20 protein-coding genes are annotated in these 18,775 nt (G+C 60.1%); 8 read left to right on the forward strand and 12 right to left on the reverse strand.

The annotated features are described in order from the left end of the window. Positions 1 to 144 precede the first annotated feature (144 nt). Genes BW989_RS03210 through BW989_RS03220 form a run of 3 tightly spaced genes read left to right on the forward strand, consistent with a single transcriptional unit; the run spans position 145 to position 3,258 of the window. Positions 145 to 2,079 (forward strand): esterase/lipase family protein, encoded by a 1,935-nt coding sequence (locus BW989_RS03210; RefSeq protein WP_076585371.1) that lies wholly within the window; start codon positions 145 to 147, stop codon positions 2,077 to 2,079. Between the two features lie 29 nt (positions 2,080 to 2,108). Further along, complete coding sequence (locus BW989_RS03215) at positions 2,109 to 2,876, forward strand: HipA family kinase (RefSeq protein ID WP_076585373.1); 768 nt, start codon at positions 2,109 to 2,111, stop codon at positions 2,874 to 2,876. Then, on the forward strand, positions 2,863 to 3,258 hold the full coding sequence (locus BW989_RS03220) for a DUF3037 domain-containing protein (RefSeq protein WP_076585375.1): 396 nt from the start codon (positions 2,863 to 2,865) through the stop codon (positions 3,256 to 3,258). Before BW989_RS03215 ends, BW989_RS03220 begins: the two co-directional genes overlap by 14 nt. A 63-nt stretch (positions 3,259 to 3,321) precedes the next feature. Here BW989_RS03220 and BW989_RS03225 read toward each other — a convergent pair whose 3' ends face one another. Next, complete coding sequence (locus tag BW989_RS03225) at positions 3,322 to 3,954, reverse strand: Rossmann-fold NAD(P)-binding domain-containing protein (RefSeq protein ID WP_076585377.1); 633 nt, start codon at positions 3,952 to 3,954, stop codon at positions 3,322 to 3,324. Positions 3,955 to 4,061: 107 nt separating this feature from the next. Here BW989_RS03225 and BW989_RS03230 point away from each other — a divergent pair, with 107 nt between their 5' ends. Together BW989_RS03230 and BW989_RS03235 are read left to right on the forward strand one after the other, a co-directional pair. Next, positions 4,062 to 4,898 carry a pirin family protein gene (locus BW989_RS03230; RefSeq protein ID WP_076585379.1) on the forward strand — a complete coding sequence of 279 codons (837 nt, stop codon included), beginning with the start codon at positions 4,062 to 4,064 and terminating at the stop codon, positions 4,896 to 4,898. Between the two features lie 206 nt (positions 4,899 to 5,104). After that, positions 5,105 to 5,359: a hypothetical protein gene (locus BW989_RS03235; RefSeq protein WP_076585381.1), complete on the forward strand. Its 255-nt coding sequence runs from the start codon at positions 5,105 to 5,107 to the stop codon at positions 5,357 to 5,359. A 177-nt stretch (positions 5,360 to 5,536) separates the two neighbouring features. Here BW989_RS03235 and BW989_RS03240 read toward each other — a convergent pair whose 3' ends face one another. The 11 genes from BW989_RS03240 to BW989_RS03285 form a co-directional block, all read right to left on the reverse strand. Beyond that, positions 5,537 to 6,208 carry a DUF6988 family protein gene (locus BW989_RS03240; protein WP_129582802.1) on the reverse strand — a complete coding sequence of 224 codons (672 nt, stop codon included), beginning with the start codon at positions 6,206 to 6,208 and terminating at the stop codon, positions 5,537 to 5,539. Beyond that, positions 6,205 to 7,464 (reverse strand): chromate efflux transporter, encoded by a 1,260-nt coding sequence (gene chrA / locus BW989_RS03245; protein WP_076585385.1) that lies wholly within the window; start codon positions 7,462 to 7,464, stop codon positions 6,205 to 6,207. The genes BW989_RS03240 and chrA overlap by 4 nt, the downstream gene beginning before the upstream one ends. Positions 7,465 to 7,529: 65 nt before the next feature. Further along, positions 7,530 to 8,078: a lipocalin family protein gene (locus tag BW989_RS03250; protein WP_425476638.1), complete on the reverse strand. Its 549-nt coding sequence runs from the start codon at positions 8,076 to 8,078 to the stop codon at positions 7,530 to 7,532. Between the two features lie 136 nt (positions 8,079 to 8,214). Beyond that, positions 8,215 to 8,385, reverse strand: a complete 171-nt coding sequence (locus tag BW989_RS12545) for a hypothetical protein (RefSeq protein ID WP_165688546.1) — start codon at positions 8,383 to 8,385, stop codon at positions 8,215 to 8,217. Positions 8,386 to 8,387: 2 nt separating this feature from the next. After that, a complete protein-coding gene (locus BW989_RS03255) occupies positions 8,388 to 9,317 on the reverse strand; it encodes an NAD-dependent epimerase/dehydratase family protein (RefSeq protein ID WP_076585388.1) in 930 nt (309 codons plus the stop codon). A 30-nt stretch (positions 9,318 to 9,347) separates the two neighbouring features. Next, positions 9,348 to 9,701 carry an FKBP-type peptidyl-prolyl cis-trans isomerase gene (locus BW989_RS03260; RefSeq protein ID WP_076585390.1) on the reverse strand — a complete coding sequence of 118 codons (354 nt, stop codon included), beginning with the start codon at positions 9,699 to 9,701 and terminating at the stop codon, positions 9,348 to 9,350. 40 nt (positions 9,702 to 9,741) lie between these two features. Next, positions 9,742 to 10,119, reverse strand: coding sequence for a hypothetical protein (locus tag BW989_RS03265; RefSeq protein WP_129582803.1), 378 nt, complete (start codon positions 10,117 to 10,119; stop codon positions 9,742 to 9,744). Between the two features lie 150 nt (positions 10,120 to 10,269). Further along, positions 10,270 to 12,183, reverse strand: coding sequence for an AAA family ATPase (locus tag BW989_RS03270; protein WP_076585394.1), 1,914 nt, complete (start codon positions 12,181 to 12,183; stop codon positions 10,270 to 10,272). Between the two features lie 22 nt (positions 12,184 to 12,205). Then, positions 12,206 to 13,006 carry a TSCPD domain-containing protein gene (locus BW989_RS03275; RefSeq protein WP_076585396.1) on the reverse strand — a complete coding sequence of 267 codons (801 nt, stop codon included), beginning with the start codon at positions 13,004 to 13,006 and terminating at the stop codon, positions 12,206 to 12,208. A gap of 85 nt (positions 13,007 to 13,091) precedes the next feature. Further along, a complete protein-coding gene (locus BW989_RS03280; protein ID WP_076585398.1) occupies positions 13,092 to 13,685 on the reverse strand; it encodes a hypothetical protein in 594 nt (197 codons plus the stop codon). A gap of 112 nt (positions 13,686 to 13,797) precedes the next feature. Then, positions 13,798 to 15,957, reverse strand: a complete 2,160-nt coding sequence (locus BW989_RS03285) for an adenosylcobalamin-dependent ribonucleoside-diphosphate reductase (RefSeq protein WP_076585400.1) — start codon at positions 15,955 to 15,957, stop codon at positions 13,798 to 13,800. 394 nt (positions 15,958 to 16,351) lie between these two features. Between BW989_RS03285 and BW989_RS03290 the strand changes: the two genes are divergently transcribed. Genes BW989_RS03290 through BW989_RS03300 form a run of 3 tightly spaced genes read left to right on the forward strand, consistent with a single transcriptional unit; the run spans position 16,352 to position 18,735 of the window. Next, positions 16,352 to 17,782, forward strand: coding sequence for a trypsin-like peptidase domain-containing protein (locus tag BW989_RS03290; protein ID WP_076586364.1), 1,431 nt, complete (start codon positions 16,352 to 16,354; stop codon positions 17,780 to 17,782). A 56-nt stretch (positions 17,783 to 17,838) separates the two neighbouring features. Continuing rightward, complete coding sequence (locus BW989_RS03295) at positions 17,839 to 18,192, forward strand: hypothetical protein (protein WP_076585402.1); 354 nt, start codon at positions 17,839 to 17,841, stop codon at positions 18,190 to 18,192. Positions 18,193 to 18,198: 6 nt separating this feature from the next. Then, the gene (locus BW989_RS03300; protein WP_076585404.1) at positions 18,199 to 18,735 is read left to right on the forward strand and encodes a phage holin family protein; all 537 of its coding nucleotides are present in this window, start codon (positions 18,199 to 18,201) and stop codon (positions 18,733 to 18,735) included. Positions 18,736 to 18,775 lie beyond the last annotated feature (40 nt).

An 18,775-nucleotide genomic window follows, 5' to 3' on the forward strand; every position in this document is an offset into this window, starting at 1 on the left:
CAAGGCCTTTCCGCACCCACCCGAATTGATGTTGCTTCATTTTGGTTGTCTTTGGCACATTTCCTGCCCTAGTGGACGCAAGGCCCACACACATCGACAATCCCGTAACCCGCGATCGGGCAGGTAAAACCCGGGACCACGACCATGCCACTGCACCGACTACTCGCCTTCCTGTGTGTTCTGTGGCTGTGTGGCTGCTCGACATTGCAGGAATTTCGCCCAACCGTGCAGGCGCGCGCGTTGACGCCAGGCGAGTACATCTCGGTCAAACGAGGCGACATCCTCACCACCGGCAAGCTCAGCGCCGCCACCCTCGAAACCCTCAATCTGGCTGCGCTGGCCAGTGACGCTTGCAAGACACCGACGCCGCATTGCATCGGTGCGTTAACCACTACTGCCGGACTGACTGAAGAACAGCGACATTCCGCATTGGCAGAAGTCTCGCTGGCCATCGCCTTGATGCAGCCCCCGCTAACCGATCAGCCAACGAATTTCGGATTGGACCAGTGGTTGCAAGTAGCGCGATATAGCTACGCCTACTTGTTCTTTACCGATCGCAAACCCGGCCCGCGTGCCTTCGAAGACCGGCAAACCCAGGTCCGCGACTATTACAACCTGGCCTCGCAAGAAGTAGCGCAACGGTTGTTCCTGCACATCAGCAAGGCCGATGATGCACAGGCGCTGCTAGGCCACGAGTTTGATGTCGATGGCTGGAAGGTTCGAATCGAAATGACAGGCATGCACCTCCCAGCCAATGCGCCTCTCGCACGAGAACTGGTGCCCGCCTCTTCACTGGCATTCGTCGGGCTGCATAGCACCCATCGCCGCGATGGTCTTGGCGCCGAACTGATCGCTGTCACCGATGAAGTCCGCACGGCCGCGCAGGCCCCGCAGACGGACTGGAGCGAAATGCCAGCACGCGTTGTGACCAGCCTGGTGCGTTTCGATGCGGAGGAGCTTCCTCAACTGATGGCCACCCGACACGTCACCTTGGCATCGTTCGACCCGACCCGCTTCGACAAGGTGCAGTTGCACGGCCAGACCGTGCCACTGGCCGCCAACTTCAGCGCAGGCTATGCGTTGTGGCTGGCCCGCTCGGGTTTCAACCGGCAATCGCTCTCCAGCTTGTTCGGCAACGCCAACAGTTTGTCGCGTGCGCACCTGTTCTTGCTCGAACCATTCGACCCCAACCGCCGCATCCTGTTGATGATCCACGGCCTGGCCAGCAGTCCCGAGGCCTGGACCAATGTTGCCAACGACGTGATGGGCGATGAAGCCCTGCGTCGCGAATACCAGATCTGGCAGATCTACTACCCCACTAACCTGCCGATCCCGATCAACCACGCCGCCATTCGGAAGACCCTACGATCCGCGCTTCATCATTACGACCCACAGGGCACCACAACCGCATCGCACGACATGGTCGTGGTTGGCCACAGCATGGGCGGGATTATCTCGCGCCTGTTGGTGTCCTCGTCGGGCGATGGCTTGCTCGCACTGACGCGCCGAGACCATCGCCTGACCGATGAAAGCTATGCGCGGGTCAAAGCCGAGTTCGGCGAGATCCTGGAGTTCCAGCCCATCCCCAACATCACGCGTGCTGTATTCGTCGCTGCACCGCATGGCGGCACCGATGTCGCAGGCGGTTGGCTGGGACGTCAAATCTCAAAATTCGTGCGCCTTCCTGCAGCGCTACAAGCAGAGGTGCAGCGCCTCATTGATGGGGATGATGCGCCGCCTCGGCGTAGAGATGACTCACCCCTGTTCAACAGCGTCTCCAGTCTTGATCGCAACAACCCATTCGTTCGTGCCGCCACCGACCTGTCTATCTCGCCGCGCGTGACCTACCACTCGATCATCGCCCGCGCAGATCCAGAAATTCCAATCCCCGAATCCGATGACGGCTTGGTGCCATATTGGAGTTCGCATCTCGACGGCGCCGCCTCGGAGCGCGTGATCACGTCCGGACATAGCGTGCAGGAAGCCACGGAGGCCATCTTCGAATTGCGCCGCATCCTGCATCAAGACCGCAGGGAGCATGCAAAGCAAAGCCCCACCAGTGCTGCAGACGGGCGCTAGACTGGCACATCCGATCTTGCAGGCATGACGTGCGCTCAATCGACATCCATCGTTATGTGACCCCACTGCGCGAAGGCGGCTCGCTGCCGGCCATCGTCGAGGGCGATGACAACGGCCTGTACGTACTCAAGTTTCGTGGTGCGGGCCAGGGCGCGCGCGCCTTGGTCGCCGAATGGATCGGCGGAGAAATCGCACGCACGCTTGGTTTGCCCATGCCAGAGATCGTCGCGGCCACGCTCAACCCTGCGCTGGCCAGCACCGAGGGTGACCCGGAGATCCAGGACCTCATCCGCGCGAGCAGCGGCTTGAACCTGGCGCTCGATTATTTGCCGGGCGCTGCCACCTTCGACCCTGCGGTGGATGTCATCGACGGCGAACTGGCCTCGCGCGTTGTGTGGCTGGACGCGTTCCTGTCCAACGTGGACCGCACGGCCCGCAACCCCAACCTGCTCATCTGGCATCGCCGCTTGTGGCTGATCGATCACGGCGCTGCTTTGTATTTTCACCACGCATGGAATGGTTCTGATGCCAACCCTGCCAGCCGTTTCCCTCTGATTCGCGATCACGTCCTGCTGCCGGCTGCCGATCAGATCCCTGCGATCGATCGCGACTGCGCCGCGCGCCTGACAGACGAAGTGATCCGCAACATCGTCGCCGCGCTACCCGACGACTGGCTAACGGGCGAAGGCCTGTTGGCTGACCCCGCACTGCATCGACAGGCGTATGTCGATTACCTGACCCGCCGCGTGCGCGACCGCCAAGGTTTTGTCGAGGAGGCTATCAATGCCCGCGCTTGATACCTACGACTATGCAGTGATTCGCGTGGTGCCCCGTGTTGAACGCGGCGAATTCATCAATGCCGGCATCTTGTTGTCGCGCCAGCAGCCGGCCTTCTTGCAGGCACGCATCCATCTGGACGAGGCGCGCGTACTCGCGCTCGACCCGAGCGCAGACATCGAGATGATTCGTCGCCATCTGGATGCAATTCCGGCAATTTGCGCTGGGGCGATTGGCTCCGGTCCCATCGGGCAATTGCCGCTGCGCGCACGGTTCCATTGGCTCACCGCGACACGCAGTTCCATCATCCAAACCTCACCCGTACACAGCGGTCAATGCACGCAGCCCGACGTTGCCATCGAACATCTATTGACACGCATGGTGCTGCCGCCAGCCAATTGATCGGTAGGCCCATGTGCGATCTCGCAATGCTTCGTGTGATACCGATGCTGCCCCGCCGGGTTGTCAGGCAAGTTGATCTGCTTCCACCACCGTCAAGCCGCGCGCCGGGTTGAGCGCTGCATCCACCAAGGCATCCGCGATGCGCTCGGCGCGACTTGGCCGCCACTTCATTGGCAAGATCGGACGCAGGAATCGAGAGACCGCCAACAAGCGAGCTTCACCCGGGCGCGACTCCGCACGCTCGCCATCGATCAAGCCAGGACGCACCAACACCAAGGCTTCGTAGTCGAGCGCGGCGAGTGCCTCTTCCAATTCGCCCTTGACCCGATTGTAGAAGACCGATGAGCGGGCATTGGCGCCCATGGCCGAGTTGAGCACATACGTCTTTGCCCCGTACTTGCGTGCAAGGCGTGCGATCTGCAATGGGTAGTCGTGGTCAACGCGGCGGAACGCTGCTTGCGAGCCGGCGATGGCAATGGTCGTACCAAGCGTGCAGATGACCGCATCGACATCCCACCACTCGGCGTCTTCGGGCAGGCTGTCGAAATCGATGACCGGATTGAGCAGGTGCGGATGTTGGGTATCCAGAGGCCTACGCGTTGGCGCAATCACGCGTGTAACCCCGGGCGTATCCAGCAAGCGCCGCAATACCAAGCGGCCGACCAAACCTGTCGCCCCCACATGGAGAATTTTCATCCAGATACCTTCAAGTTGATCTGCACACCGATGATGCCATCGCGGCGACCATTCGCACTCATCATCGCCATGCTAATTTCCGGAGAAGTCGACCTACCTAGACCGCCATGAGCCAGCGACAAGTCCAATTCATCGTGGCTTCCGATCTCGTCATCGATGATGGCGACATGCGCCTATGGCGCGCGCTGCCAGTGAACCAGCGCGAATCACTGGGCCCGTTCGTATTTGTCGATCACTACCGCCATCAAAGCCGACGCGGCATTGGTGACAAGCCGCATCCGCATGCAGGCATCGAGGTAATCAGCTATTTGCTGGAAGGTGGCGCGGAGCATCGTGACAGCCTGGGCTTTCGCGACACGCTCGGCCCCGGTGATGCGCAACGCATCCGCGCGGGACGCGGCATGTTGCATGCGGAGCAACCCAGCGGCGGACGCCATGGCCTGCAACTATGGACCAGCCTGCCGCCATCGATGAAATTCGTCGATCCAGAATACGCCTCGATTCGCGCCGCGGATATTCCAGAGATCGACACATCGGGCGCGTGCGTGCGCGTGATTGCCGGCCAAGTGAACGGTGTCACCGGGTCGATGCAGAACGCGCAGCCCACCCTGTTCGCGCATGTGCAACTGGAGCCTGGCGCGCATATTGATCTGGATGTCGATGCCGAAGAGCTCGGCTTATACGTGCTGGAAGGTGCCGCCGAAGGTCCCGCAGGCGAAGTATTGATCCCCGGCTCGCTCGGCGTATTTGGCCCCGGCTCACGGGTCACGTTGAAGGCAGCAGCCAGTCAGCCTGCGAACATCGCCTTGATAGGTGGTGCGCCGGTGGAAGGCGAACTAGTGTTCGCCGGCCCTTTCGTCATGGATACGCCTGAAAACGCACAGCGTGCGCAGCAGGATTTCCTCAGCGGCAAGATGGGGCAACTGGATGGCGTGCCCTTCTGACCACGCCAAGCCATTTTGTGCAGCCACTCAGATCCCCCACAGGACGTAACAAATCGCTGCTTATCGATGAACATCATTCAGGCTTGTGTCCGAGATTGACCATTGATTAACGCGCACGATTTACGAGCAAGTTAGGCTGATACCAAGCAGTTCGCGAGCAACTGCGAACGCTTGCGCTGGATCATCCCCATGGAACGGAGAGTCACATGCAATCATCCAAATTCATTGCTCTTGCCGTCGCTGGCGTTATGGCAGCCGGCTTGCTTACAGCAACAGAATCCAAGGCATACGATCCTTGCCAACGTGCCTTGCAGGAACTGCAAGAAGCCGAGGCAGCCTGGTATCGCTGGATGAGGAACAATTGTCCCCGCAGCGGCCCATGCACCAACAATGAGCGTGGCCACATGCTTGTGGATCGCGTCAACATTGCACGAGCGCAAGTGCAGCGCGAATGCTACTGAGCCTTTGCGATCAACCAAACAAAAAAGCGGGCATTGCCCGCTTTTTTAATTCTCAATCCTGCGCAACCAACCACCTCGGCCAGGCAATACCAGAAGCCTGAGCCCATAGATCACCACAAATCACCGCAATCAATCTCGCAATATTTTTACTGGGAAATCTGACCCCGCTTTCTGGCTTTAACAAGTATTCGGGATGCAGTCTGCGTACTGCTTTTGTAACACAGGCAGCATTGGGGACGACAAACCATGCGCCATTCGAACGACATTGGTCACCATGATTAGCATTCCATTTGCATTGACGAGCAACGACCCGGCTTGTTGAGGGGGAAAGGCCACCAAACTCTGCACAACAGGCCGAATGCCTCCATGCACGTACGAATGCATGGCCCGCCAAGTTGCATCCTTTAGTTCCACGAGGCACCGATGAATCTCAGGCGGATGGTGTCGCGAAATCATATCCAGCATGGCCGCGACATCAGGGCCCTTGCGCGTCTCTGCATCGGACTTGATTGCTTGATCGTTTGGAGTGAAAAAACCTTCAATCCATGCATCCTCAGCGCCACGCAATGCCCAGATGGCGCGTACTAACGACTCATATGCGGGCCGCACTAATGCCATCGCCGATACATCCAAATCATGCTGGATGAGTACCCATTGCGAAGCCGAATGCTGCCTGACTATGTTGGCGAAGCCTCGAACTGTTACCACCCGTAAGTCAGTCGGTTCGGGCAACTCATCCCAGAGCGGTTCTAGCGCGCCCCGCAACAAGCGAGTTCCATTTTTGATGCGCTCCAATCGATCAACGGAATTCACAAAACTGTCCCTGGCACCTTTTCCCTTGGCTCTCATCCACCCAGTCTGCCCAACAAGCCGCCGTATAAGGCCGCCCCCACTATCACCGCCGGCACCAACCAGCGCGCCTTCGACCAGAACAGCACGCCCAGCACCACGCAGAACACCAACGCGCCTTGCGCGCTTCGAATGTTGCCGATCAACAAGGCGAGCGTGGTGCCTGCGATCAACCCGACCACTGCCGCGGTGACGCCAGCCAGAAACTCCGCCACGCGCGGGCGGTGCACCCAGCGCTCCATCGCGTCATGGCCAAGCAAGGTGAAGGAGAACGCCGGCAAGAACACACCTGCGGTCATCGCCAGCGCACCCGGCAGGCCACCGCCGATGTAACCCACGAATGTCGCAAAAATCACCAGCGGCGCGGGCAACAAACCGGACAGCGCAACGCCATCCAGAAACTGGCCATTGCTCATCCATGCGCCTTGGCTCACCGCATCGCGCTGCAGGAACGGGATGACGGTGTACGCGCCACCAAAGGTCAGCAAGCCCGCCTTCAAGCCCGACCAAAACAGCGGCCCTGCGCCCATCGTGCCGACCACGGCCGCATTCCGACCGATGTCTGCGCGGCTGGACAAGGCCTGCAATCCACTCAGGCCAGCGTCGCGCCAGATCTTCGCGCCGATCAAGGCGACGGCGATCGCGAGCAATACGCTCGCAATGCGATGCCGCCCCTCATGCGCGCACAGGTAGATGATGCCGCCCACCGCGAGCACCACGGCGAAATGCACATCGGCGAGCTGCGCCAGCATCGCGACGGCGGCGACCAGCCACAGCCATCGGTCTTCCAACACGTGGCCACCGATGCGAAAGATCGCACGCACGATCAACGCCGCCACGGCTGCCTGCACTGCCATGAACACCGCACTCCATCCCGCCATCTGCAGGCCATGTCGCACATACAGCCACGACAGCAGCAGCATCAACAGAAAACCCGGCAGCATGAAACCCAGCCCCGCCATCACCCCGCCCCAGCGGCCGCGCGCCAGCGTGCCGAAGTACACGCAGAGCTCGTGCGCCTCCGGCCCGGGCAACACCTGGTACACCGCCAGCACGCGGTTGAACTTGTCGCCATCGATCCATCGTTCCTGATCGACCAACGCGTGACGGAGCATCCCGATCTGCGCCACGGGCCCGCCCCAGGCCATCAAGCCGAAGCGCAAAAAGCGTAGGAACACGCCCCACAGTGACAACGTCGGCGGCCCCTGCACGGATGCAGACGAGAGCGAAACATCGGCGGGAACATCGTTCGACATGGCGCGCAAGCAGATGGGAGATTAAGCGGAGTGTACCCGCGGGTTATGACGGGGTTGCTCAGTCCTCAGCGCAAGACATCACGCGGAAGCACCAGCCGGGCGACCGGATAGCCACGCTGCGCAGCGCGCTGGCGAATCGCTTCGAAGTCAGCCCGCGCCATCTGCGGCGTGCGCGAGAGGACCCACAGGTAATCCCGGCTGGGCCCACCCACCACGGCCCACTGGTAATCGGGATCGATCTCGATTACCCAATAATCCGCCCAGGTCATCGGCAGCCACGAAAGCCATGCCGGGGCAAAGCGCACTTCCAACTGGCCCGGCTGATCCGGCACGCGACGCGCGCGGCCCTGCGAGACGATGCGCTCGCCATCCGCTTGGTCACAGGCATTGCGCACATCGACCTGACCATCATCCCGCAGCGTATAGGTCGCGGTGATGTTGGCCACGCACTTGCGCTGGAAAAACATCGGCAAGTGGGCGATTTCATGCCACTGGCCGCTGTAGCGCTCCAGGTTCAACGTGGAGACGGCTTGATTGGGCAACGTCGCAGGCTGCGCCATGGCCATGCCACCCGGCAACAGCAAGCAAAGCGCGATCATGCAGGATCGAAACATGGCCATGACTCAATAAAGGGCTGCGCAGCATCGTGCTCGTCGCGTGGTGAGGCGGTGAAATCGGTCCAGCACGAGGTGTTCGCACCCCGTGATCCAACACCGCCGCAGCGATGCATGCACGGTAATGGGTGCAGGCTTACTTCGGCTGGCGCGCCGCCCACATGTTGTCGACCAGATTCGGATAGCGACGTCCCGCCTCCTCCGCGCGCTTTCGCGCGGCATCACGCTGCCGTTCGGTCAACGGGGTCGATGCGCCCGCGCCGGGCGGCTTGGGCTTCTTCCACGGCGGTTTGCGGGTGGCGGTCATGATCAATTCACCGCTTCGCTTCGAATCCGCTCGATGCCTTGCCGATACGTCGTCACATCGAATGCGGGAAAGCGGTGCTTGAACTTGGTGGAATCAAACAGATTATCGTGCTGGTAACGCGGCAACAGCTCGCGCAACTCACGCGCCTGCTTGGAGAAGATGCCGGCGACCTCCAACCCCAGTTTGCTGACCACCTTGTACGACACCGGTTGGCCAAACGCCTCGCAGGCCAGGGTGACAAACTCACGATACGTCATCCGCTCATCGCAACACGGCAGGTGCCAGGTCTGCCCGAAGGCATCCTCCGCATTGCCCAACGCAGCCAGGCCGCGGCTGGCATCGGGCGTCCAGATCAGGGTGCGGCGAGTGTCATCGCGCACCGGCACGCGCGGCTTTTCACCGGCCTTGAGTCGGTCGATGACCAGCGTGTTGGTGATGCTCTGGGTCTTGCCGGGGCCGTAGAACTCGGGCGCCCGACCGATGAGCACGGGGATCTCCCCACGCGCCATTTCCTCCAGCACCATCTGGGCCAATGCGGCGCGCACGCGGCCCTTGCGCCCGACCGGCGCGAACGGCGTCGCTTCCGTCAGCAGACGCGCGTCCTGCGGGTACATGTAGGTGTTGTCGAAGTAGGCAAACTTCGCACCCGTGGCACGACAGGCGTCCAGCGCATTGCGCAGCATGGTGGGAAACTGGCGCTCCCACAGCTCGGTGTCCGGCGGCAGGCCCGCGGTGAAGTAGACGATGCTGCTGCCTTCGACGGCCTGGCGTGTCTGCGCGGCATCCATCAAATCGGCGGAGGCCAGCGCATCGTCTTCATGCACCTTGCGCGGCGTGCGACTGACCAGGCGCAGTTGATCGGTGTAACGGCGACGCAACTCGCGCGCCAACTCGATGGCGATCTGGCCGTTGGCGCCGAGAATGGTTTGCATGATGTTGTCTCGTACTGCGACGGTTGCGGCTCAGGTGCCCAGCAACTCGACGTCGAACTTCAGCGTGGCATTAGGCGGGATGACGCCACCGGCGCCGCGTGCGCCGTAACCGAGATTGGCCGGGATGATCAACGTGCGCTGGCCACCGACGCGCATGCCTTGCACGCCTTCGTCCCAGCCCTTGATGACCATGCCGCCGCCCAACGGAAAAATGAAGGGCTCGCCGCGGTCCTTGCTGGAATCGAATTTGCTGCCTTGCTCGCCATCGACAAACAGCCAACCGGTGTAATGCACGGTGACGTTATGGCCGGGCTTGGCTTCAGGGCCGGTGCCGACGACGGTGTCTTCGAATTGGAGGCCGGAGGGGGTGGTGGTGAAGGGCATATCGAATCCTTGTACTTGAATTAGTTGTCGCTGTAATTAATCACTTTACACGGCAAGCGAAATAGCGCCGGTCGCCATCCAGCGCCTGCTCCCATCCATTCTTTATACGCAGCATCACCAGCCCACCCATGCACGCGGCACCGTAACGCTTGGCTTCGCTTGATCCATGCGCCGGGACAACAAGCACCTTGGTAGAGGGCTGCGGTCGCCCCATGATTTTTGCCACCGACTGCTTATAGCGCGCATCACTTTGCTCGCAATGATTGCGAAACAGATAGGCGTAGGGGTTGAGCGGATTTTGCTGGGTGATGATGCTGCAGTCGTGCGGTTTGGCGTAAGAGACGTCGCCGTAGTGCTTGGCTTGCGCGTAGACAACGAGAGGCGAAAGTAAGAAGACGAAGCCAATCACTAACCGCATGTGCCTTCCTTGTGGGTCACGTCATCAGTGCGACGATGTTGGAAATTGTCCCTGACACCTTTTTCGGAAATTGTTCCTGACACTTTTTTGCTGGAAAACTGTCCCTGAAAAACTGTCCCTGACACCTTTTTTCTACGCCTTTTTTCGACCCTAAAATTGCCGCAGCTTATCGGCTACGCCTTGCATGACCCGCAAGTAGCTATCTGCAACGTGAGAGCTCTCGAGAGAGTCAAAAATCTTTGACTTCCACCGATTTAACAGGTCTTTCTGCACCTCAGGTTTAAGCCCCATATCGGCAAGGTAATTTTTCGCAGCATCTACAACACCATCTTGAGACGGCTCAAACAATGGATAAGGCGCTTGCAACGAATATCCATTCGTTGTGAGAACTTCTCGGAATGCTGCACCAAGTCTTTTGGGCACGATGAAATCCTCAGCAGTGTAGACCCCTTCTTGACCAATCAACTCGTCGTACCGAAACCAAAGGTGTCGTGCGGGATCCGCACTGAATGCGGACTGTCGCTCTCTTGCCACTTGATCACTGTCGGTTACAACCATGGATCGTCTTTCCATGGCTTCGAGATAACCAACCATTTTAGATATCTCTTTCACACCCATAGCGTGAGTCGACCCAACATCTTTTTTAAATCTCTCACGCAAGTATTTTCCCGCTTCCCCCCTCTTATCCATTGAGACGGAGAAAAGTTTCTTGTCTCTCCAGCCCTCAAAAAGGATGTTGGTTGGCTTGATCAGCTCAAAAATTGAGTAGCCAAGCGCATTGAAGAGAACTTCTTCATCCAACAATGTTGACCTTTCAACCTCAGCAACCCTAGAAGTTTCTTCTTTTTTTGTAACCACGAGGTGTCGATCAATACGATCTTTGTCCACCATGAAAATTGAATGAGTGGTGACCAGGATATAGTTACTCGACGAAAGAGAAACAAACTCAGCTAGCAAGCTCTTTACACCTGACGGATGCAACCCCAAATCAGGCTCATCCTGAAGAAATAACGTCTCGGAAAGATCCGATGTTGCGGACCTAGCAGAAACCAAAATCAAGAAAGAAACAAAACGCTTAAACCCATCACTTCTTCGTGCGAATGAGTATTCGTTGTAACGATCTTTAACGGCCGCATCTATCTGATTGCCATTCGGGGCGAGAACAATATCAACCCCGCCGACCTCTTTCCATTTTTTGCGTACATGCTCAGATGTGAGTCTCGCCACTCTGGTCAGAAGATTTTTGAAACCGTTGGGGCGCCCTTGCGCATTGTTAATAGCTTCTGCAGGGTCATCCTCACCAGCAAGTAGAAACATCGCTCGCAATGGCTCACAACTACGGGGGTCACTCTTGAACGCCTCGATATCTATCGCCTGGGGAAGCAAGTTTTTCTCTGAGTAAGACCAAAGAACACACTTTGGCAACTTTGGCTTAACGATTTCATCAATTGCTATCTTGATTTGCGCCCGAATATTACCCAGAGATGCCTTCACATAGTGGGCTAAGCTTTCTGGGTCGAGCGCATCTTTATGCGCAATGGGTAACGACTCTAGACTTCTAGCGATACCGTTTCTTAATTTAATTTCCGTAGCTCCTGAAACACCAGGTTTACGGTAGAGCCAACCATCACTCACGATTGTCTTATCGTCGGTCCAGAATGCAGTCCTGCGATCCCCCGACGGAAGATCGACTATGTAAATCCACTCCCGGAATTCATCAACGAAACTGTCAAGGGAGATCGTGCCTGCATCGGTTTGAACAATGCCTTTGATGTTTCCAGCCACTCGCGCCTTGATTTTTTCTTTCGCTTTTCCGAGGTCTTCAGCAGAAAGGCGGAAGATAAAATTTACGGACCCTTCTTTGACCGGATCCTCCTCGTCACGGGCTTCGCGCAAATCTGAAGACTCTACTTGCGTGGCCTCGTCAAGCAATGCGCATGCCGCAAGAATGTTGGACTTTCCAACTTCATTCTTGCCAAGCAAAACCCGACAACGCGGCTCAAACGGCACTTCCGCAAACTCGATCGAACGAAAATTCTCGATCTGTATTCGGTTGAGCTCCATTACCCTGCCCTTCTTTTTCTAATCACCCACACTTCGAATACCCACAATTCAAACAAGTCGCACACCCATCCATCAGCACCAGAGCCTTGGTGCTGCACTTGTGACACATGGTGGCGGAGGGCGGGAAGGACACGCCCTCGCCCGTCACTTCGATGACTTCTTCAGCGCGGCCTTCCGCAGTGCTGCGGTCGGCCGGCGGCGCTATTTCAGCGTTTTTTTTTGAGCCTTCGTGCTCTTCGTACGCGCGGCGCTTTTCAGCGATCAGCGCGCGCTGGTGCTCGCTCATTTCCGGGTCGCGCAGCATGCCGATGGTCTTGAGGTGGTCTTCGACAATCATGCCTAGCTCAGCCACCAGCGACGGCATGTACACGCCGCCGGCCTTGAAGTAGCCGCCCTTGGGATCGAACACGGCTTTCATTTCCTCGACCAGGAAGGTGACATCGCCACCCTTGCGGAACACGGCCGACATGATGCGAGTCAGCGCGACGATCCACTGGAAGTGCTCCATCGACTTGGAGTTGATGAAGATCTCGAACGGGCGGCGCGATTCGTGCTCGGTGCCGGCATTGAGCACGATGTCGTTGATGGTCACGTACATGGCGTGTTCCACCAACGGCGATTTGATCTTGTAGGTGGAGCCGATCAGCACCTCGGGGCGCTCGATCTTCTCGTGCATCTGGATCACGTTGTCCTTGGCGGACTCCGCCTCGGCCGTCTCGCGGGCCACGCTGGCACCGGTCTGTGCAGGCTGCGATTCGCGCGCCTTGTCTTCCGGTGTGACAACGGCGTAACTCTTGATTTTCTTGTCGATCTTGACGGCCATGATGTCCTTGCCTGTGTTGCTTATTTATATGTAGGGGAATCCACCTCCGCCGCCGCGCGGGGCGACGACGGAGGGCAGTGCGGTCTTACTTCTTGGCGGCGCGAGTGGCGGCGGCTTTCTTGCCGGCGGCGCTGCGGGCAGCCTTCTTGGCGGTGGTGGCGCTCTTGCGCTTGGCGGTGCCGGTCGCCTTGGCGACTTTCTTGGCGGCCTTGCGGGCAACGCGCTTGGTATCGGCCACTTCCTTCTTGATCACGCGGGTCGCAGCGGTCTTCTTGGCGGCGACTTTCTTTGCGACCTTCTTGGCGGGCGCCTTCTTTGCCGGTGCCTTCTTGGCTGCAGCTTTCTTGGCAGTCGCTTTCTTGGCGGCGGCCTTCTTCACTGCGGCGGTCTTCTTGCCGACGCCTTGCTTCTTGAGCGCAGCGGCTTCGGCGCGTGCCTTGGTGGCGCTGGCCGAGAGCGACTTCTTGATCGCGGCTTCTTTCTTGACCACGGCCTTCTTCGCCTTGGTTGCGGTCTTGCTGACCGCCTTGCCGGCGTTGCTGGCGACGCGCTTCACGGTAGCGACCGCACCGCTCGCCTTGGAAGCGATGGTGCTGCCGACGTTGGCAGCGGTGTCTTTCACGTTGTCGGCCGCGGTGCTGAGGCTCTTACCGACGGTGGTGGTTTTCTTCTTGGCCATGTGCCCTCCTGTGGGCGTGAACCAGATGGATGGAGAGAATTGGGTACTACCCGAGCGATGCTATACCTGTGTCAGCTGCAATGCAGCGTGATGGCAGCGTCATCCCCTTCCATCAGAACTTGCCGTAGTAGCCCTCTTTGAGCGCATCGAACAGGTTGGCGGCGGTGTGCATCTCGCCGTCGTATTCGATCTGCTCGTTGCCCTTAACCTCCACCACCGAGCCATCGTCCAGCTCGAAGCGATACGTGGTGTTTTCCAGATCCGCTTCCTTCACCAGCACGCCTTGGAACGCGGCCGGGTTGAAGCGGAAAGTGGTGCACCCCTTCAGCCCCTTTTCGTGGGCGTAACGGTAGATGTCCTTGAAGTCTTCGTACGGGTAATCAGTCGGGACGTTCGCGGTCTTGGAGATGGAGCTGTCCACCCAAATCTGCGCGGCGGCCTGCACATCAACGTGTGCCTTGGGCGTGATGTCGTCGGCGCTGATGAAGTAGTCCGGCAGCTGCGCATCGGCATCGTCGGAGAACGGCATCGCCTTCGCATTCACCAGCTCGCGGTAGGCGAGCAGCTCATACGAGAACACATCGACCTTTTCCTTGGTCTTCTTGCCTTCGCGGATCACGTTGCGGCTGTAGTGGTGGGCGAAGGACGGCTCGATGCCGTTCGACGCGTTGTTGGCGAGCGACAGCGAAATGGTGCCGGTCGGCGCGATGGAGCTGTGGTGGGTGAAGCGCGCGCCCTTCTCGGACAAAGCCTGCACCAGTTCCGGCGCGACTTCCGCCACCTTCTGCATGTAGCGCGAATACTTGGCGTGCAGCACGCGGCCCGCGATCTTCTGGCCGACCTTCCAGCCGTCCTTCGCCATCTCCGGGCGCTTGCGCAGCATTTCGGCGGTGACGTCGAACTCTTCGGTCATCACCGGCGCCGGGCCTTTCTCTTCGGCCAGCTGCAGGGCGACTTCCCAACCGGCCACGGCCATCTCGCGGGCGATGCGCTCGGTGAACTCGCAGGACTCTTCCGAGCCGTACTTCATCTTGAGCATGGTCACCGTGCTGCCCAGGCCGAGGAAGCCCATGCCGTGGCGACGCTTGCGCATGATCTCGTTGCGCTGCTGTTCCAGCGGCAGGCCGTTCACTTCGACCACGTTGTCCAGCATGCGGGTGAACACGCGGACTACTTCCTTGTATTCCTCCCAGTCGAACTCGGCCTCATCGGTGAAGGGATTGCGCACGAACTTGGTCAGGTTGACCGAGCCGAGCAAGCACGCGCCATAGGGCGGCAACGGCTGCTCGCCGCAGGGGTTGGTCGCGCGGATGTTTTCGCACCACCAGTTGTTGTTCATCTCGTTGACGCGATCGATCAGGATGAAGCCCGGCTCGGCGTAGTCGTACGTCGAGACCATGATCATGTCCCACAGGTGACGCGCGCGGACGTGGCCGTAGATCTTGCAGGCCACCAGGCCGTCATCGCGGGTGACGTAGCCACGCGTGGTCGGCCAGTCGCGCCAGACGATCTGTTCGGCATCGTCCAGCTTCACTTCGCCCACTTCCTTGTCGGACAGCGGGAACACCAGCGGCCAGTCGGCATCGTCCTTGACCGCCTGCATGAAGCCATCGGTGATGAGAAGCGACAGGTTGAACTGGCGTAGGCGGCCGTCTTCGCGCTTGGCGCGGATGAAGTCGCGCACATCGGGGTGCGAGACATCGAACGTGCCCATCTGTGCGCCACGACGACCACCGGCCGAGGACACGGTGAAACACATCTTGTCGTAGATATCCATGAAGGACATCGGGCCGCTGGTGTACGCGCCGGCGCCGGCGACGAACGCACCCTTCGGGCGTAGCGTCGAGAACTCATAGCCGATGCCGCAGCCGGCCTTGAGCGTCAGGCCCGCCTCGTGGACCTTCTCCAGAATGCCGTCCATCGAGTCGGTGATGGTGCCGGACACGGTGCAGTTGATGGTGGAGGTCGCGGGCTTGTGGGCCTGCGCGCCGGCGTTGGAGGTGATGCGACCAGCCGGGATGGCGCCATGGCGCAGCGCCCAGGCGAAACGCTCGCCCCAGTACTTCTGCAGGTCGGCGGTGGGCTCGGCCTCGGCCAGGGCCTTGGCGACGCGCTGGTAGGTGGCGTCGATGTCGGCATCGAGCGCTTCCCCCTGCTTGGTCTTGAGGCGGTACTTCTTGTCCCAGATGTCCAGCGAGGCCGGTTGCATGGGGATCACGTGGGTCTCCGTTTCCTTCGTGGTCTTGACCGATTCGAGGCGCACGCTGCTCATGCGGATGGTTCACTCCATTGTTGTTCTAGTGCTGTCCGGAGGCGATGCCAGCGACCGCCTAAAGTGCTTGCGATCACGCTTTTTCGCCCGATTTCCCCCTGTTTCCACCAAAGCTTCGTGCCCAATACTTGGGAATCGGCCGCTGACCAACCCCAAGATGTAGTGGAAAACAGTCACTCAAATTACGAGCGAGCCCAGCCTGTGTCAAGGCGCAAAACGCATTCAGGTTGAAGTTTTTTTGTTGACATTCGGTGACATGCAAAACGACCGGGCTTAATCGCGCATTTAGGGTTTTGGAGACACACTGGATGAGAACCGCCCGCCGTTCACGCTGAAGCTACTGCCAGCGGGCGATAAAGGAAGCCCTATGCCCCACGATGCCCTGCGCCGCCCGATGCGCCCCTTGCCTACCCTGCTGATCCTGGCCGTCACCGCGGCCTTTGGTGGCTTTGCGGCCACGGCGATCCGTGACGCCCTGACCCAGCCAGCCGCGGCCGAGCCCGCACCCGCTCAAGCCACCGTGCCGATGACGGCCCAGTTGCCGGCCACCGTTGCCGGCCAACCGGTGCCCTCGTTGGCACCCATGTTGCAGCGGGTGATGCCGGCGGTGGTCAGCGTCAACACCAAGCAGCGCGTGCGGGTGCGCACACCTTTCGACAACGACCCGATGTTCCGGCGGATGCTGGGTATCCCCGAGGAGCGCATCAATGAATCGCTGGGCTCGGGCGTGATCGTCGATGCGCAGCGCGGCTACGTACTGACCAACCATCACGTGGTCGAAGGCGCGACCGAGGTCTCGGTGATGCTGGCCGATGGCCGTACGTTGCAAGCCGAATTCTTGGGCTCTGACCCGGATACCGATGTCGCCCTGATGCGCATCCCGGCGCAGAATTTGAGTGCGATTCCCTTGGCCGACAGCGATGCGCTGCGCGTCGGTGATTTTGTCGTCGCCATCGGCAACCCGTTTGGCGTCGGCCAGACGGTGACCTCGGGCATTGTCTCGGCAGTCGGTCGCAACAACCTGCCCGGCGCCGGCTTCCAAAATTTCATCCAGACCGATGCCAGCATCAACCCGGGCAATTCCGGCGGCGCGTTGGTGGATTTGAACGGTCGCTTGGTCGGCATCAACACCGCCAGCTTCAATCCGCGCGGCTCGATGGCCGGCAACATCGGCCTGGGCTTCGCCATCCCGAGTGATCTGGCCAGCAACATCATGCAGCAGCTGTTGGCGAACGACGGCCAGGTGCGTCGCGGCACGATCGGCGCGGACACGCAGGACATCGATGCACGCCGCGCACGCGCATTGGGGCTGGATTCCAGCAGCGGCGCACTGGTGACTCGGGTGTATCCGGGCTCTTCGGCCGCGAATGCAGGACTTCGCGCGAATGATGTGATCGTTGCGGCTAACGGCCAACGCATCGCCAGCGCCGAGGACTTCCGCAACTTCCAGGGCCTGCAGGCGGCGAATGCGCGGCTAACGCTGGATGTGCGCCGTGACGGCAAACCGCTGCAACTCACCGCGGGCCTGCAAGAATTGCCGCGCGATGGTGCAAGCCTCGATCCGCGCCTGGCCGGGGTGACATTTGGCGAGCTGCCGGAAACACTGCGACGCCAAGGCGCATCGGGCGTGCAGGTGAGCACCGTGGCTAACGACAGTCGCGCTGAGCGTGCAGGTCTGCGTTCGGGCGACGTGATCCTGGAGGCCACGACCGGACGCTTCAATGATTTGGCCAGCTTCCGCGCCAGCTTCCGCCAGCCGCCGCAGCAACTGGCTTTCCGCATCTGGCGCGACGGCGGGCGCATCGGCACCCTCGCGATTCCTTGATGTGCCGCAAGGCACACTACATCTGACACCACCCCCACACTGATAGGAGCACCACGATGAGCAATGTCAAAGACAACCTGTCCGAAGCCGGTAGCCACCTGAAATCCGCCGCCGTGCACGCGGGCGACTCGGTCAAGGGCGCCGCCGCCGCTGCGGGCGACGAGCTGCGTTTGGGCCGCGCCAACATGAAGGCGGAACTCGCCGATGGCGCAGTAGCAGGCATCACCGCCGCCGAGGAAATGGGCGCTGCCGCGAAAGAACAGATGGACGTGTTGATGGACAAGAGCCGCGACATGATCGACAGCACGGCGGAATTGATCCGCGAGCGTCCGCTGACTGCATTTGGTGTTGCATTCGCTGCTGGCTGGGTGATTGCCAAGCTGGCACGCAGCGGCAACAGCGAGAAGTAAGCATCTATGTCGGACAAGCGCAGCGCAGGGGACGAGGTCGCTGAGCTGTTGGAATCGTTCCGCCAGGTCGGCAGTGCCGGTCAGGCGGGATTGGCGGGCGTGCGCGACGCCACCAAGGCGATGCGCACGCTGGTCGCCGCGGATGTCTCGCTGGCGCGCAGCGCATTTGGCCGCACGCTGGCGTTCACCGCGGGCGCCATTGTCTTTGGCGTGGTCGCTGGCTTGATGTTGTCCGCCGCCTTGGTGATGGGGCTGAGCTACGGATTAGGCATGCCGGTTTGGGCATCGCTTCTGGTGTGGGGCACGTTATGCGCCCTCACCACCTGGTTTGCTGGGTGGAGGGCGATGCGCTATTTCGAGCACACGCGAATGAAGGCGACACGCCGGCAATTGGCGCGCCTGGGCATTGGTGAATTGTCCGACCACACGCCCGATCCGGCATCGCCGCAGTCCACCAAAGAAGCCACCGACGCGATGCCGACCAAAGAGGCGAACGGTGCCCCAGTCAAGGACGAGCAAGGCATCAATGTCACGCCGCCCTGATTTTCCACGCTGTATCCACTGACAAGCGACACGCCAACGA

This window comes from Solilutibacter tolerans, from assembly GCF_900155935.1.
Taxonomy (GTDB): domain Bacteria; phylum Pseudomonadota; class Gammaproteobacteria; order Xanthomonadales; family Xanthomonadaceae; genus Solilutibacter; species Solilutibacter tolerans.

Bases quoted from the DNA above. Each gene is read 5' to 3' on its own strand.
- BW989_RS03210 (WP_076585371.1), top strand. From the start codon at position 145: ATGCCACTGCACCGACTACTCGCCTTCCTGTGTGTTCTGTGGCTGTGT.
- BW989_RS03220 (WP_076585375.1), top strand. From the start codon at position 2,863: ATGCCCGCGCTTGATACCTACGACTATGCAGTGATTCGCGTGGTGCCC.
- BW989_RS03225 (WP_076585377.1), bottom strand. From the start codon at position 3,954: ATGAAAATTCTCCATGTGGGGGCGACAGGTTTGGTCGGCCGCTTGGTA.
- BW989_RS03230 (WP_076585379.1), top strand. From the start codon at position 4,062: ATGAGCCAGCGACAAGTCCAATTCATCGTGGCTTCCGATCTCGTCATC.
- BW989_RS03235 (WP_076585381.1), top strand. From the start codon at position 5,105: ATGCAATCATCCAAATTCATTGCTCTTGCCGTCGCTGGCGTTATGGCA.
- BW989_RS03240 (WP_129582802.1), bottom strand. From the start codon at position 6,208: ATGAGAGCCAAGGGAAAAGGTGCCAGGGACAGTTTTGTGAATTCCGTT.
- chrA (WP_076585385.1), bottom strand. From the start codon at position 7,464: ATGTCGAACGATGTTCCCGCCGATGTTTCGCTCTCGTCTGCATCCGTG.
- BW989_RS03250 (WP_425476638.1), bottom strand. From the start codon at position 8,078: ATGTTTCGATCCTGCATGATCGCGCTTTGCTTGCTGTTGCCGGGTGGC.
- BW989_RS12545 (WP_165688546.1), bottom strand. From the start codon at position 8,385: ATGACCGCCACCCGCAAACCGCCGTGGAAGAAGCCCAAGCCGCCCGGC.
- BW989_RS03255 (WP_076585388.1), bottom strand. From the start codon at position 9,317: ATGCAAACCATTCTCGGCGCCAACGGCCAGATCGCCATCGAGTTGGCG.
- BW989_RS03260 (WP_076585390.1), bottom strand. From the start codon at position 9,701: ATGCCCTTCACCACCACCCCCTCCGGCCTCCAATTCGAAGACACCGTC.
- BW989_RS03265 (WP_129582803.1), bottom strand. From the start codon at position 10,119: ATGCGGTTAGTGATTGGCTTCGTCTTCTTACTTTCGCCTCTCGTTGTC.
- BW989_RS03270 (WP_076585394.1), bottom strand. From the start codon at position 12,183: ATGGAGCTCAACCGAATACAGATCGAGAATTTTCGTTCGATCGAGTTT.
- BW989_RS03275 (WP_076585396.1), bottom strand. From the start codon at position 13,006: ATGGCCGTCAAGATCGACAAGAAAATCAAGAGTTACGCCGTTGTCACA.
- BW989_RS03280 (WP_076585398.1), bottom strand. From the start codon at position 13,685: ATGGCCAAGAAGAAAACCACCACCGTCGGTAAGAGCCTCAGCACCGCG.
- BW989_RS03285 (WP_076585400.1), bottom strand. From the start codon at position 15,957: ATGAGCAGCGTGCGCCTCGAATCGGTCAAGACCACGAAGGAAACGGAG.
- BW989_RS03290 (WP_076586364.1), top strand. From the start codon at position 16,352: ATGCGCCCCTTGCCTACCCTGCTGATCCTGGCCGTCACCGCGGCCTTT.
- BW989_RS03295 (WP_076585402.1), top strand. From the start codon at position 17,839: ATGAGCAATGTCAAAGACAACCTGTCCGAAGCCGGTAGCCACCTGAAA.
- BW989_RS03300 (WP_076585404.1), top strand. From the start codon at position 18,199: ATGTCGGACAAGCGCAGCGCAGGGGACGAGGTCGCTGAGCTGTTGGAA.